Source organism: Pseudomonas sp. DCB_AW (assembly GCF_026240895.1).
In the GTDB taxonomy this organism is placed as follows: domain Bacteria; phylum Pseudomonadota; class Gammaproteobacteria; order Pseudomonadales; family Pseudomonadaceae; genus Aquipseudomonas; species Aquipseudomonas kermanshahensis.
Map to the genome: position 1 here is coordinate 105323 of NZ_JAPFCE010000005.1, position 14453 is coordinate 119775.

Consider the following 14453-nt stretch of genomic DNA (forward strand, 5'->3'; position numbering starts at 1 on the left):
CTTATGGGAGCAAGCTCTTCACGTTGATCGGCTCGGCTTCGTTCTGTGCAGAGCCTTTCGGCTTGCCAGCGATCGCCATACCCGCAACACGGTAGAAGTTGTAGTCAGGGTTCTTGCCGGGGCCGGAGATCAGCAGATCTTCTTTCTCGTACACCAGGTCCTGACGCTTGAACTCGGCCATTTCGAAATCCGGAGTCAGCTGGATCGCGGTGGTCGGGCACGCCTCTTCGCACAGGCCGCAGAAGATGCAGCGCGAGAAGTTGATGCGGAAGAACTCGGGGTACCAACGACCGTCCTCGGTCTCGGCCTTCTGCAGCGAAATGCAGCCGACCGGGCAGGCCACCGCGCAGAGGTTGCACGCTACGCAGCGCTCCTCGCCGTCGGGGTCACGGGTGAGGACGATGCGGCCGCGGTAGCGCGGCGGCAGGTACACCGCTTCTTCGGGGTACTGCAGGGTGTCGCGCTTGCGGAACCCGTGGGAGAACACCATGGCCAGGCTGCGCAGCTGAGTGCCGGTGCCCTTAACGATGTCGCCGATATACTTGAACATGGGTCAAATCCTCACTGGGCCGCGACGGCTGGCGTGTTGTAAAGCACGATCGCAGCGGTCACCAGCAAATTGATCAGGGTCAGCGGCAGGCAGAACTTCCAGCTGAAGTCCATCACCTGGTCATAGCGTGGGCGCGGGATCGAGGCGCGCAGCAGGATGAACAGCATGATGAAGAACGCGGTTTTCAGCGCGAACCACAGGAACGGCACCTGAGGCAGCAGGTCGAACGGACCGTGCCAGCCGCCGAAGAACAGGGTCACCAGCAGCGCCGAGATGAGGATGATGCCGATGTACTCACCGACGAAGAACATGCCCCATTTCATGCCGGCATACTCGATGTGGTAGCCGTCGGCCAGTTCCTGTTCCGCTTCCGGCTGGTCGAACGGGTGACGGTGAGTCACAGCGACGCCAGCGATGAAGAAGGTGCAGAAGCCGAAGAACTGCGGAATGATGAACCACAGGTTCTGGGCCTGGTATTCAACGATGTCGCGCATGTTGAACGAACCCACCTGCACCACCACGCCCATCAGCGCCAGGCCCAGGAACACCTCGTACGAGACGGTCTGTGCCGATGCCCGCAAGCTGCCCAGCAGCGCGTACTTGTTGTTCGACGACCAACCGGCGAACAGCACGGCGTACACCGACAGGCCGGCCATGGCGAAGAAGAACAGCAAGCCGATGTTCAGGTCGGCGACGCCCCAGCCCGGTGTGATCGGGATGATCGAGAAGCCGATCAGCAGGGCGCTCATGGCCACGACCGGCGCCAGGGTGAAGATCATCTTGTCAACGAAGGGCGGGTTCCAGTCTTCCTTGAAGAACATCTTCAGCATGTCGGCGGCGATCTGGAACATGCCGAACGGGCCGACACGGTTAGGACCGTAGCGGTCCTGCCACCAGCCCAGCAGGCGGCGCTCGACGAAGCTGAGCAGCGCACCGCAGACGACTACGGCCAGCAGCACCACGATAGCCTTGACGACCTGGATGATCACATCGATCACTTCGGGGGTGAACCAGCTCATTGTGCTGCCTCCTGCAGGCCTTCGACGGATGCACCGAAGATGGCAGGCGGAATACCGGCCAGGCCTTTCGGCAGCGCGACCAGGCCAGCGCCCAGCTCTTCATTGATACGCAGCGGCAGGCGCAGTGCCACACCGGCTACGTTCAGGCTCAACAGTGCGCCTTCGTTGACACCCAGGCGGTCGGCTTCGGACTTGGCCAGGGCCACGTAGGCAGGCTGAATGCGCTCTTGCACCGGGGCGGCGCGCGAGGAGCTTTCTTCGCTGCCGAACAGGTGGAAGAACGGCACGGCGGTCCAGGTGCCACGGGCCGGGTTGAACGCGCCCGGAATGGCGTTGAACCAGTTCAGGCGGTCGCCTTGCGATTCGATCAGGCGCACGCCCGGGTCACCGGCACGCAGATGGCCACCGACCTCGTCCTGGAACTTGTTCCAGGCTTGCGGCGAGTTCCAGCCCGGCGACCAGGCGAACGGCACTTGTTGGCGCGGTTCGACGGAGCCCGAGTAACCTTCCATCGAGAAGGCGAACGCGGTGTCCTTGTCTTGCGGGGTACGCGGCTCGTGCACGCTGATGTTGGCGCGCATGGCGGTACGGCCGGAATAGCGCAGCGGCTCACGGGCCAGTTTCATGCCCTTGATGCGGAACGCGGCGGAAGGCGCTGCGTTGACGATGCCAGCCAGTTGTGGGGCGGCTTCGGCGCAGGCGCTGGTGACGTGGTCCAGTTGGGTCCAGTCGACCGGCTTGTTCAGCAGGGTCGCACGCAGGGCGTGCATCCAGCGCCAGCCTTCGTGGACCAGGATGCTGCTGTCCAGGTATTGCGGGTCGAACACCTGGAAGAAGCGCTGGGCGCGGCCTTCCTGGCTGACCAGGGTGCCGTCGCCTTCGGCGAACGAGGCTGCCGGCAGTACCAGGTGAGCGCGTTCCAGGGTGGCGGTGTTGGAGTGGTCGGCAACGATCACGACTTTGGCTGCAGCCAGGGCGGCATCGACCTTGGCAGCCGAGACGCGGGTGTACAGGTCGTTTTCCAGGACCACAATGGCGTCGGCTTTGCCGCTGATGACCGCGTCCAGCGCGGCATCGACGGATTCACCGCCCAGCATCGCCAGGCCGAAGCTGTTGGCTTCAGGCACGACCAGGCTCAGCGAACCGTTTTTCTCGCGCAGCTTCAGGGCCTTGGCGATGTTGGCGGCGGCTTCGATCAGCGCCGGGTCGGCCAGCGAGGTACCGGCAACCACCAATGGGCGCTTGGCCGCAACCAGTGCATCGGCGATGCGCTGGGCCAGGGCCTTGGCTTCTTCGTCCAGGCCTCCAACGGCCGGGGCGCTCGGGTCGATGGCGTGGGCCACGGCGAAGCCGATGCGCGCCAGGTCAGCCGGGGCTGCGTGTACGCATTCTTCAGCGACGTCATCCAGCTTGGTTTCAGCCAGGCTGGCGATGAACAGCGGGTACAGCGCGTGCTGGCCGATGTTTTTCACCGCGGCGTCCAGCCAAGGCTGCACTTTCATCGCCTCGGCCATGGCTTCGGCCTTGCCTTTGGTGGCCTGGCGTACGGACAGGGCAACGCGGGCGGCGGTCTGGGTCAGGTCTTCGCCAAGCACGAACACAGCGTCGTGGTCTTCGATATCGCGCAGGGTCGGCACCGGCAGCGGGCTGTTGTTCAGCACGTTCAGGGCCAGGCGCACGCGGGCCAGTTCGCCCGCTTCCATGCCCGAATAGAAGTAGTCGGCGCCGACCAGCTCACGCAGGCCGTAGTTGCTTTCGAGGCTGGCGCGCGGCGAGCCGATACCGACGATGGTGCGGCCGCGCAGCAGGTCGGCGGCTTTGTCCAGTGCGGCGTCCAGGCTCAGCTTGGTGCCATCGGCCAGGCGTGGCTGGCGTGGGCGGTCGGTGCGGTTGACGTAGCCATAACCGAAGCGGCCGCGGTCGCACAGGAAGTACTGGTTGACCGAGCCGTTGAAGCGGTTTTCGATGCGACGCAGTTCACCGTAGCGCTCGCCGGGGCTGATGTTGCAGCCACTGGAGCAGCCGTGGCAGATGCTCGGTGCGAACTGCATGTCCCACTTACGGTTGTAGCGCTCGGAGTGGGTCTTGTCGGTGAACACGCCGGTCGGGCAGACCTCGGTCAGGTTGCCGGAGAACTCGCTTTCCAGCACGCCGTCTTCAACGCGGCCGAAGTACACGTTGTCGTGGGCGCCATAGACACCCAGGTCGGTACCGCCTGCGTAGTCCTTGTAGTAGCGCACGCAGCGGTAGCAGGCGATGCAGCGGTTCATCTCGTGTGCGATGAACGGGCCGAGGTCCTGGTTCTGGTGGGTACGCTTGGTGAAACGGTAGCGGCGCTCGTTGTGGCCGGTCATTACCGTCATGTCCTGCAGGTGGCAGTGACCGCCTTCCTCGCACACTGGGCAGTCGTGCGGGTGGTTGGTCATCAGCCATTCGACGACGCTGGCGCGAAACGCCTTGGACTCTTCATCTTCGATGGAGATCCAGGTGCCGTCGGAGGCAGGGGTCATGCAGGACATGACGATACGACCACGGGTGTCGTTTTCGTCGGTGTACTGCTTGACCGCGCACTGCCGGCAGGCGCCAACGCTACCAAGCGCGGGGTGCCAGCAGAAATAAGGGATGTCGAGGCCGAGCGACAGACACGCCTGTAACAGGTTGTCTGCACCGTTGACTTCGAGCGCTTTGCCGTCTACGTGGATAGTGGCCATTGTTCAAAGTTCTTCGTTGGCCCGCGTGAGCGGGCGTGGCTAATGGAAATCTGTACGCCTGCGGCCCGCCGCGAATCGTTCGGGCCGGCCTGCAGGCTGGCGGGTGGCACGGACCACCCGCAGCTCATCTTGTTATGCGCCGACCACGATCGGCCCGCTCGGTACTGGCTTGGCCAGGTTCGGGCGCAGGGCATCGGCAGCACTGGCTGGGGCGACACCGGCCTCGAATTCGGAGCGGAAGTATTTGATGGCACTGCCCAACGGCTCGACGGCACCCGGTGCGTGAGCACAGAAGGTACGGCCTGGGCCGAGGAAGTTGACCAGACCCAGCAGGGTCTCGATGTCTTCGGCGCGGCCTTGGCCTTGCTCCAGCGAGCGCAGCATTTTCACGCTCCACGGCAGGCCGTCACGGCATGGGGTGCACCAGCCGCACGACTCGCGGGCAAAGAACTCTTCCATGTTGCGCAGCAGCGAGACCATGTTGATGCTGTCGTCGACCGCCATGGCCAGGCCAGTACCCATCCGGGTGCCCACTTTGGCAATGCCGCCGGCGTACATCTGTGCGTCGAGGTGCTCGGGCAGCAGGAAGCCGGTGCCGGCGCCGCCTGGCTGCCAGCACTTGAGCTTGAAGCCGTCACGCATGCCGCCGGCGTAGTCTTCGAACAGCTCACGGGCGGTGACGCCGAATGGCAGTTCCCACAGGCCAGGGTTTTTCACCTTGCCGGAGAAGCCCATCAGCTTGGTGCCGTGGTCTTCGCTGCCTTCGCGGGCCAGCGACTTGTACCAGTCGTTGCCGTTGGCGACGATGGCCGGCACGTTGCACAGGGTCTCGACGTTGTTCACGCAGGTCGGCTTGCCCCATACGCCAACGGCGGCAGGGAAGGGCGGCTTGGAACGTGGGTTGGCGCGACGGCCTTCCAGCGAGTTGATCAGTGCGGTTTCTTCACCGCAGATGTAGCGGCCGGCACCGGTGTGCACGAACAGCTCGAAGTCAAAGCCCGAGCCCAGGATGTTCTTGCCCAGGAGGCCAGCGGCCTTGGCTTCGTCGATGGCGCGGTTGAGGTTTTTCGCTGCGGTGGTGTACTCGCCACGCAGGAAGATGTAGCCGCGGTAGGCCTTCAGGGCGCGGGCGCTGATCAGCATGCCCTCGACCAGCAGATGGGGCTGTTGCTCCATCAGCATGCGGTCCTTCCAGGTGTTCGGCTCCATTTCGTCCGCGTTGCACAGCAGGTAGCGGATGTTCATGGATTCGTCTTTAGGCATCAGGCCCCACTTCACCCCCGTGGGGAAGCCTGCGCCGCCGCGGCCCTTGAGGCCGGAGTCTTTGACGTTCTGCACGATGTCGTCTTGCGACATCTCGCTCAGTGCCTTGCGGGCAGCAGCGTAGCCGTTCTTGGCCTGGTACTCGGCAAGCCAGACCGGCTCGCCGTCGTCACGCAGACGCCAGGTCAGTGGGTGGGTTTCGGCCGAACGCGCGATGCGGTTGGCCGGGCCGAAGGAAGTAATGGTCATACGTAACCCTCCAGCAGTTTGGAAACGCCAGCAGGCTGCACGTCGCCAAAGGTGTCATCGTCGATCATCAGGGCCGGGGCCTTGTCGCAGTTGCCCAGGCAGCAGACCGGCAGCAGGGTGAAGCGCCCGTCGGCGGTGGTCTGGCCGAGGCCGATGCCCAGCTCGCTTTGGATCTGGCTGACCACCGACTCGTGGCCACCGATGTAGCAGACCATGCTGTCGCACACACGGATGATGTGGCGGCCGACCGGCTGACGGAAGATCTGGCTGTAGAACGTAGCCACGCCCTCGACGTCACTGGCCGGGATGCCCAGCACTTCGCCGATGGCGTGAATGGCGCCATCCGGCACCCAGCCACGTTCCTTTTGGACAATCTTCAAAGCTTCGATGGACGCCGCGCGCGGGTCCTCGTAGTGATGCATCTCGTGCTCGATGGCCGAGCGCTCGGTTTCGCTCAGGGCGAAACGGTCTGTCTGGATAAGCGTGCTGTTCATGCTTAGCGGTCCACGTCAGCCATAACGAAGTCGATACTGCCCAGGTACGCAATGAGGTCGGCGACCATGCTGCCTTTGATCACCGAAGGGATCTGCTGCAGGTGCGGGTAGCTCGGGGTACGGATCCGGGTGCGGTAGCTCATGGTGCCGCCATCGCTCGTCAGGTAGTAACTGTTGATGCCCTTGGTCGCTTCGATCATCTGGAACGACTCGTTGGCCGGCATGACCGGGCCCCACGAGACTTGCAGGAAGTGCGTGATCAAGGTTTCGATGTGCTGCAGGGTGCGCTCTTTCGGCGGCGGCGTGGTCAGCGGGTGATCCGCCTTGTACGGGCCTTCCGGCATGTTGCGCAGGCACTGGTCGATGATGCGGATACTCTGACGCATCTCCTCGACACGGACCATGCAGCGATCGTAGGCATCGCCGTTGTGGGCCAGCGGTACTTCGAACTCGAAGTTTTCGTAGCCAGAATACGGGCGCGCTTTACGCAGGTCGAAATCGCAACCAGTGGAACGCAGGCCGGCACCGGTGGTGCCCCATTCCAGCGCTTCCTTGGTGTTGTACGCGGCGACGCCGACGGTACGGCCCTTGAGGATGCTGTTCTGCAGGGCGGCCTTGGTGTATTCGTCGAGGCGCTTAGGCAGCCAGTCGACGAAGTCCTTGACCAGCTTGTCCCAGCCGCGCGGCAGGTCGTGGGCGACGCCACCGATGCGGTACCAGGCCGGGTGCAGGCGGAAACCGGTGATCGCTTCGATCACGGTGTAGGCGCGCTGGCGGTCGGTGAAGGTGAAGAACACCGGGGTCATGGCGCCGACGTCCTGGATGTAGGTACCCAGGAACAGCAGGTGGCTGGTGATGCGGAAGAACTCGGCGAGCATGATGCGAATCACGTCGACCTTCTGCGGCACCTTGATGCCGGCCAGCTTCTCTACCGCCAGTACGTACGGCAGGTTGTTCATCACCCCGCCGAGGTAGTCGATACGGTCGGTGTAGGGGATGAAGCTGTGCCAGGACTGGCGCTCGGCCATCTTCTCGGCGCCACGGTGGTGGTAGCCGATGTCCGGGACGCAGTCGACGATCTCTTCACCGTCCAGCTGCAGGACGATACGGAAGGCACCGTGGGCAGAGGGGTGGTTGGGGCCGAGGTTGAGGAACATGTAGTCCTCGTTGGCGCCCTGGCGCTTCATACCCCAGGCTTCCGGGTTGAAACGTGCCGATTCCTCTTCAAGCTGCTGCTTGGCCAGGGTCAGGCTGTAGGGGTCGAACTCGGTGGCGCGGGCAGGGTAGTCCTTGCGCAGCGGGTGGCCTTCCCAGGTGGGCGGCATCATGATGCGGCTCAGGTGCGGGTGGCCGGCAAAGTCGATGCCGAACATGTCCCAGACTTCGCGCTCGTACCAGTTGGCGTTTGGCCAGATGCCAGTCACGGTCGGCAGGTTCAGGTCGCCTTCGCTGAGCGACACCTTGATCATCACGTCGCTGTTACGCTCGACCGACAGCAGGTGGTAGAACACGCTGAAATCGGCGGCGGGCAGGCCGCGGCGCTGGGTGCGCAGGCGCTCGTCGACGCCATGCAGGTCGTACAGCATGCTGTACGGCTTGGCGACGTTGCGCAGGAAGCTGAGTACTTCTTTGAGCTGTGCACGTTTTACCCACAGCACCGGCATGCCGGTGCGGGTTTCCTGGGCGACGAATGCGTCGGCACCAAAACGGTTGTGCAATTCGACGACCACATCCTGGTCGTCAGCCTTGTAAGGCGGAATATAAATAGCGGTGTCCGCTGTCATGGTCTCGGTCGCTTTGAGTCAACGTAGAGAATGAAGCCAGGCCGCCGGCTCCTTGGGGAGCGGGCGGCAGGTCGCTGGATCAGACTTCGTCGGGGCTGCGCAGGTTGGTTACCGCGATACGCTGTTCACGACGCAGGTCTTTCTGGGCAGGCATCTCGGCACGGTAAATGCCTTGATCACCAACAACCCAGGAAAGCGGGCGTCGCTCCTGGCCAATCGACTCCTGCAGCAGCATCAAGCCTTGCAGGAACGCTTCAGGGCGAGGCGGGCAGCCAGGCACGTAAACATCCACGGGGAGGAACTTGTCGACCCCCTGAACGACCGAGTAAATGTCGTACATGCCACCGGAGTTGGCGCACGAACCCATGGAGATGACCCACTTCGGCTCGAGCATCTGCTCGTACAGGCGCTGAATGATCGGCGCCATCTTGATGAAGCAGGTACCGGCGATGACCATGAAGTCGGCCTGACGCGGCGAGGCCCGGATGACTTCGGCGCCGAAGCGGGCGATGTCGTGGGGCGCCGTGAAGGCCGTGGTCATTTCCACGTAGCAGCAGGACAGGCCGAAGTTATACGGCCAGAGGGAGTTCTTGCGACCCCAGTTGACCGCGCCACGCAGCACATCTTCGAGTTTCCCCATGTAGATGTTCTTGTGGACCTGGTCCTCGAGCAGTTGGTCGGTGACGGTTTCCCGTTCACCTACCGGGTACTGCTCGTTGGGCGCATCCGGATCGATTCTGGTGAGATTGTATTGCATTGCCAAAGCCTCATTGTTTCAGCTTCGCTTGCCGCTTGCGGCGACCTTCGGGAGCCCAATCAAGAGCACCGACGCGCCAAAGGTAGACAAGACCTGCCAACAGAATTGCTATGAAAACGAGCGCTTCGACGAACCCGGTCCAGCCGCTTTCGCGGACGGACACAGACCATGCAAAGAGGAAGAGGGCTTCGATATCGAAGATCACGAACAGCATCGCGACCAGATAGAATTTGGCGGACAGGCGCAGGCGGGCGCTGCCGACGGGCAGCATGCCGGATTCGAAGGGTTCGTTCTTGGCGCGGCCCCAGGCCTTGCTACCGAGCAGGCTGGACAGACCGAGCATGAAGGCACACAGGCCGACGACACCCAAAAGGAAGATGGCAAAGCCCCAGTTGTGGGCGATGAGTCCTGCCGAATCGGACATGCTAGAGATCCTTATACAGAGACCCAGCTCTGCAGTCTGAAATAAGTAGAGCGGCGACCTGGTGTCGCACATGCAGTGACCAAATGTCGCAGCTGAATCAATCGCGCTGATTTTATGGGTAAACCCGGTGCAAGTAAAATTTCTGTGGCAATTTATTCGTAGGATTAAGAACAAAAATCTTTCGTAACTGGCTGAAAGCCTTGAATTTCGGGCATTGCGCGCGTTTTTGTTAATTATGTTTCTTGCGAGACGTAACGAATTCCTAATTATGTAATGATAATTAATCGCATTGAGCTTGGTGCGGTGAAATCCTCCTCTTGTGAGCCTTGTAAAGTTGCACGGGCGGGTTGGCTACTTGCAAATGCGAAAAAGGCTCGTTCTAACAGTTTCCAGCGCCTCGCGCACCGCTCTGGGTCAATACTTTATCGGTTAAGCCGTGGCGGGCCGATGAAGCGGTGGATGTCGCTCAGGTTGTGGAGGGTGGGTTGCTGTTGGGTTGCCACAAGCATAGTCCGGATACTGGGGCCTGCTTTGCCTCCAGCGGAAAGTGAGTGAGGTTGCCAAGCGCAGGTCTTGAGATTATTGGTGATGCGCAAATCGAGCGCCGCCCGCGCGGCGCTTCGCAGCACAAGGCTGCTCCTACATTTGTTTCGGGCCAGTGGGCATGTGGCATTTGCGCGCGACCGCCTTGTTTGCCCGACACAATATCGTGCCATGCGCAAAGGGGCGCGCGCGCCCATTCCACAGGATTGATTGGCCCGAAACAGATGTAGGAGCAGCCTTGTGCTGCGAAGCGCCGCGCGGGCGGCGCTCGATCTCATACGCGCTGAATTTTTCGTGACGATCACTTCAAAAAAAAAGCCCAGGGTCCTCACGAACCCTGGGCCTTCCTTCAACAGCCCGCTGTTATCAGTGGAACTGCTCTTCCTCAGTCGAACCGGTCAGCGCAGTTACCGACGAAGCCCCACCTTGAATCACGGTGGTCATGTCATCGAAGTAGCCAGTGCCTACTTCCTGCTGGTGCGCAACGAAGGTGTAGCCTTTGCTGGCATCAGCGAATTCCTGTTCCTGCAGCTTCACGTAGGCAGTCATGTCGTTGCGGGCGTAGTCGTGCGCCAGGTTGAACATGCCGTGCCACATGTTGTGAATGCCAGCCAGGGTGATGAACTGGTGCTTGTAGCCCATGGCCGACAGCTCGCGCTGGAACTTGGCGATGGTCGCGTCGTCCAGGTTTTTCTTCCAGTTGAAGGAAGGCGAGCAGTTGTACGACAGGATTTGGTCCGGGTATTCCTTCTTGATCGCTTCGGCGAAGCGGCGGGCTTCGTCCAGGTCCGGCTTGGCGGTTTCGCACCAGATCAGGTCGGCATACGGTGCATAGGCCAGGCCGCGGGAGATTGCCTGGTCGAGGCCTGCACGCACTTTGTAGAAGCCTTCACGGGTGCGCTCGCCGATCACGAACGGTTGGTCGTACGGGTCGCAGTCGCTGGTCAGCAGGTCGGCGGCGTTGGCGTCGGTACGGGCCAGAATGATGGTCGGCACGCCCGAAACGTCAGCTGCCAGGCGCGCGGCAACCAGCTTCTGTACAGCTTCCTGGGTGGGTACCAATACCTTGCCACCCATGTGGCCGCATTTTTTAACCGAGGCCAGCTGGTCTTCGAAGTGCACGCCGGCGGCGCCCGCTTCGATCATGTTCTTCATCAGCTCGTAGGCGTTCAGTACGCCGCCGAAACCGGCTTCGGCGTCAGCTACGATTGGCGCGAAGTAGTCGATGTAGCCTTCGTCGCCCGGGTTCTTGCCGGCTTTCCACTGGATCTGGTCGGCGCGGCGGAACGAGTTGTTGATGCGCTTGACCACGGTCGGTACCGAGTCGACTGGGTACAGCGACTGGTCGGGGTACATGGACTCGGCCGAGTTGTTGTCGGCGGCAACTTGCCAGCCGGACAGGTAGATAGCCTGGATGCCGGCTTTGACCTGTTGTACTGCCTGGCCGCCGGTCAGGGCGCCCATGCAGTTGACGAAATCTTTTTCTGGGCGGAAGGACGGGTGGGCACCCTGGGTGACCAGCTTCCACAGTTTTTCTGCGCCCTGACGGGCCAGGGTGTGCTCCGGCTGCAGGGAGCCACGCAGGCGAACGACATCAGCGGCGGTATAGGTACGGGTCACGCCTTTCCAGCGCGGGTTTTCGGCCCAGTCTTTCTCGAGGGCTGCAATTTGCTGTTCGCGTGTCAGTGCCATGGAAATAAACCTCGTCGCATCGATCTTGGGGTAATTGTGCTGATGCTCGGGTGCAGATCAGAGGCCTGGCGGCTGTCCTGTTCGGGGGCGTGCGGCGGCGAACGCGAAGGCTCGAAGGGGAAGGGGGTGCAGGCCAGGCGAAGGTGTGCGCTGCAGGTCGGCTCGTGGTTGCCTTGCTGCGGTGCTACGCGATTGCCAGAACTGCGGTGATGCGCTTCCGTCCCTCGGGACAACTTCTTCGTTGCAGTCGCAATCCCGTCGAACCGCCTTGTGGGCCGTATAGACACGAGGCGCCTCCAGGGGTGGGAGGAGCACGCCTCGAAGGCCCTTGCCAGGGCCCCTGATTAGCGGGAGCGAGGCCATCATGCCCTTGAGAAAAAGTACCTGTCAAATGTTTTGTAGTGACTTTTTTCACTTACTACATCTTTGGTCTAATACGACTCGGCAGTCAGTTTCTAGGCCATTGGTCGAGGCCTTGAATTGCCTGGGATCAGTCCAGAAGATCAACTTTTACACGTAAAGTCATGTTTTCACCGCGCTGGGTACTGTAAGTGTGGCTTGACGCGCCACGATCGGACTGGCTCTGCTGGTTGAACCCCGCCAAGGTGATCCATTCCCCGAGCTTGCCGGTGACTGTCGTGTCGGTGCTTTGAACTTTCACTACATCTGCACGTTCCTGGCTGATGCGATCATTATTGGTGCTTATTTGTAGACGAACTGTTTCGCCGCTCAGGCTAGGGGTAACGTAGAACCCTTGGGTCACATTGCGGTATTCGGTGTTGCTTTGAATGCGCCCATAACCGTCGGTACTGGTGCTGGTGACCGGGATGCTTTGGCCAACCTGGATCAGCGCGGCCTGGCCTTCGCTGGCCTGAACCTGCTGCATGCCGCCTTCGCGGTTGCTGGTGCCGTAGCGGATGACGTGGGCGTTGCCGCGGGTGTCCTGGAAGTTGCTGTCGTTGTTGTCGACGCTGATCAGCAGGCGCTTGGGCGCGGTGTCCAACTGTTGCAGCAGGCTGCGCAGGTCGTCGATGCGCTCGGGGCTGGCATTGACGATCAGCTTGTTCTCGAAGGCGCTGACGGTGCCGTCCTTGCCGATGAACGATTGTGCAGCGGGCAGCAGTTCGGCGCTGCTGCGGTACTGCAAGGGGAGGACTTCGGTGGCGGCGTGAGCGCTGAGGGTGGCAGCCAGCAGCAAGGAAGTGAAAAGCGGGCGTAGCGGCATGTCCATGATCTCCGCAGTGGGTATCAACATGATGGCAAATTTGCCCAGGTTGTGCAGGTTATGCATCAAGGGGCGGCATCCTGCACTTTTGAGCGGTGGCCGCTGTCAGACAAATTCCGTAACATCGCGCCCCTCGATTGCCAGCCCCTCCGCCTGGACCGCCTCACAGGAACTTCATGAAACCCGTACGACTGCGCGCCGACCTGCTCGCCGGCCTGACCACTTCGTTCGCCCTGGTGCCTGAGTGCATCGCCTTCGCCTTAGTGGCGCACCTCAACCCGCTGATGGGCCTGTATGGCGCTTTCATCATTTGTACCCTGACTGCACTGTTCGGCGGCCGTCCGGGCATGATTTCTGGTGCTGCCGGATCGATGGCGGTGGTGATCATCGCGCTGGTGGTGCAACACGGGGTGCAATACTTGCTGGCCACGGTGCTGCTTGGCGGGGTGGTGATGATCTTGTTTGGCCTGCTGCGCCTGGGCAAGCTGGTGCGCCTGGTGCCTTACCCGGTGATGCTGGGCTTCGTCAACGGCCTGGCGATCGTCATCGCCCTGGCTCAGTTGGAGCACTTCAAGCAGGGCGGTCAGTGGCTCAGCGGTTCGCCGCTGTATCTGATGGTCTGCCTGGTGGCGCTGACCATGCTGGTGGTCTACATACTGCCCAAGCTGACCCGTGCCGTACCGCCCGCGCTGGTGGCCATCCTGGGGGTAGGCCTATTGGTGTACCTGCTGGGTTTGCCGACCCGCACCCTCGGCGACATGGCGCATATCGCCGGTGGCCTGCCGCAAGTGACGCTGCCAGATGTGCCATGGAACCTGGAAACGCTCAAGATCATCGCACCCTACGCGGTGCTGATGGCCATGGTCGGCCTGCTGGAGACCCTGCTGACGCTCAACCTCACCGACGAAATCACCGAAAGCCGTGGCTTCCCTGACCGTGAGTGCGTGGCCCTGGGCGCCGCCAACATGGTTTCGGGCCTGTGCGGTGGCATGGGCGGCTGCGCGATGATCGGGCAGACGGTGATCAACCTCAGCTCCAATGGCCGCGGCCGGCTATCGGGCGTGGTTGCCGGGGTGATGATCCTGCTGTTCGTGTTGTTCCTGTCGCCGCTGATCGAGCGTATTCCGCTGGCTGCCCTGGTGGGGGTGATGTTCGTGGTTGCCCAGCAGACCTTCGCCTGGGCTTCGTTGCGCGTGTTGCACAAGGTGCCGGTGAACGATGTGCTGGCGATCATTGCGGTGACCATCGTCACGGTGTTCACCGACCTGGCCGTGGCGGTACTGTTTGGTATTGTCATCGCGGCGGTGAACTTTGCCTGGCAGCATGCGCGGGAGCTGTATGCCGACAGCCATGAGGAAGCGGGCGGCGGCAAGCGTTATCAGGTACATGGCACGTTGTTCTTTGCCTCGGTCACGCCGTTCCTTAACCAGTTCGATGCAGCGGGCGACCCGGCCAAAGTTACCTTGGATTGCCAGCACCTGAGCTTTGTCGATTACTCGGCAATTGCGGCCCTCAAGACCTTGCGCGAGCGCTATGCGAAGGCTGGCAAGCAACTGCGGGTGGTGCATCTTTCCGAGCGCTGCAAGAAGCTGCTGAAGCGGGCCGGTGAACTGCACTAAGGTTTCGCGACGCGATCCACTGTGGGAGCGGCGGTGCGGCGGTCCGACTTGCCCCGCGAACACCGGCGATGCCGGTGCCAGCCGCCTTTAATGCCTGGGCCGGCCTCTTCGCGGGGCAAGCCC

Annotated in this window: 11 protein-coding genes; 1 reads left to right on the forward strand and 10 read right to left on the reverse strand. The window is 62.0% G+C overall.

Translation table 11 applies throughout. The features are described from left to right. Window position 1: 1 nt before the first annotated feature. The 10 genes from nuoI to OO306_RS05770 all read right to left on the reverse strand — a co-directional run bounded on the left by nuoI (window position 2) and on the right by OO306_RS05770 (window position 12711). The gene (gene nuoI / locus OO306_RS05725; protein ID WP_027592814.1) at window positions 2–550 is read right to left on the reverse strand and encodes an NADH-quinone oxidoreductase subunit NuoI; all 549 of its coding nucleotides are present in this window, start codon (window positions 548–550) and stop codon (window positions 2–4) included. A gap of 11 nt (window positions 551–561) precedes the next feature. After that, on the reverse strand, window positions 562–1569 hold the full coding sequence (nuoH, locus tag OO306_RS05730) for an NADH-quinone oxidoreductase subunit NuoH (RefSeq protein WP_027592813.1): 1008 nt from the start codon (window positions 1567–1569) through the stop codon (window positions 562–564). Next, window positions 1566–4280: an NADH-quinone oxidoreductase subunit NuoG gene (nuoG, locus tag OO306_RS05735; RefSeq protein WP_265967996.1), complete on the reverse strand. Its 2715-nt coding sequence runs from the start codon at window positions 4278–4280 to the stop codon at window positions 1566–1568. The genes nuoH and nuoG overlap by 4 nt, the downstream gene beginning before the upstream one ends. A gap of 132 nt (window positions 4281–4412) precedes the next feature. Next, entirely contained in the window at window positions 4413–5792 is a 1380-nt protein-coding gene (nuoF, locus tag OO306_RS05740; protein ID WP_027592811.1) for an NADH-quinone oxidoreductase subunit NuoF, read from the reverse strand. Then, on the reverse strand, window positions 5789–6286 hold the full coding sequence (nuoE, locus tag OO306_RS05745; RefSeq protein WP_003251433.1) for an NADH-quinone oxidoreductase subunit NuoE: 498 nt from the start codon (window positions 6284–6286) through the stop codon (window positions 5789–5791). The genes nuoF and nuoE overlap by 4 nt, the downstream gene beginning before the upstream one ends. Before the next feature lie 2 nt (window positions 6287–6288). Then, window positions 6289–8070 carry an NADH-quinone oxidoreductase subunit C/D gene (gene nuoC, locus OO306_RS05750; protein WP_027592809.1) on the reverse strand — a complete coding sequence of 594 codons (1782 nt, stop codon included), beginning with the start codon at window positions 8068–8070 and terminating at the stop codon, window positions 6289–6291. 79 nt (window positions 8071–8149) lie between these two features. Beyond that, window positions 8150–8827 (reverse strand): NADH-quinone oxidoreductase subunit B family protein, encoded by a 678-nt coding sequence (locus OO306_RS05755; protein WP_012313769.1) that lies wholly within the window; start codon window positions 8825–8827, stop codon window positions 8150–8152. 10 nt (window positions 8828–8837) lie between these two features. Next, on the reverse strand, window positions 8838–9251 hold the full coding sequence (locus OO306_RS05760; RefSeq protein ID WP_003251427.1) for an NADH-quinone oxidoreductase subunit A: 414 nt from the start codon (window positions 9249–9251) through the stop codon (window positions 8838–8840). Window positions 9252–10160: 909 nt separating this feature from the next. Then, window positions 10161–11486: an isocitrate lyase gene (gene aceA, locus OO306_RS05765; RefSeq protein WP_012273289.1), complete on the reverse strand. Its 1326-nt coding sequence runs from the start codon at window positions 11484–11486 to the stop codon at window positions 10161–10163. 490 nt (window positions 11487–11976) lie between these two features. Further along, window positions 11977–12711: a secretin N-terminal domain-containing protein gene (locus OO306_RS05770; protein WP_099455877.1), complete on the reverse strand. Its 735-nt coding sequence runs from the start codon at window positions 12709–12711 to the stop codon at window positions 11977–11979. A 176-nt stretch (window positions 12712–12887) separates the two neighbouring features. Between OO306_RS05770 and OO306_RS05775 the strand changes: the two genes are divergently transcribed. Beyond that, entirely contained in the window at window positions 12888–14330 is a 1443-nt protein-coding gene (locus OO306_RS05775) for a SulP family inorganic anion transporter (protein ID WP_265967997.1), read from the forward strand. Window positions 14331–14453: the final 123 nt, after the last annotated feature.